Here is a 311-nt window from a genome sequence, read left to right as displayed (position 1 = left end):
TTTAGCATCACCAAAGCCGCTTTAACAGTAACAGCTGATTCAGGTCAAACAAAAGTATATGGCGCAACAGATCCAGCGCTAACCTACACAATTACAGGATTCGTAAATAGTGATACCGAATCTAGTTTAGATACAGGAGTTAGTATCGCAAGAGCAACAGGAGAAGATGTAAATACCTATACCATTACACCTTCAGGAGCAGCAGACAGTAATTATGACATAAGCTTTGTAACTGCAGACTTTAGCATCACCAAAGCCGCTTTAACAGTAACAGCTGATTCAGGTCAAACGAAAGTATATGGCGCAACAGA

At 40.5% G+C, this 311-nt stretch carries 1 protein-coding gene; it reads left to right on the top strand.

Annotated elements, in window-relative coordinates:
- A partial coding sequence (locus Q0662_RS11935; RefSeq protein WP_298950169.1) for an MBG domain-containing protein occupies positions 1 to 311 on the top strand: 311 nt, incomplete at both ends.

The sequence above is a fragment of the uncultured Polaribacter sp. genome, from assembly GCF_947503855.1.
GTDB lineage: Bacteria > Bacteroidota > Bacteroidia > Flavobacteriales > Flavobacteriaceae > Polaribacter.
The sequence above is the reverse complement of the archived record's forward strand: the minus strand, read 5'-3'. Positions and strand labels throughout refer to the sequence as shown.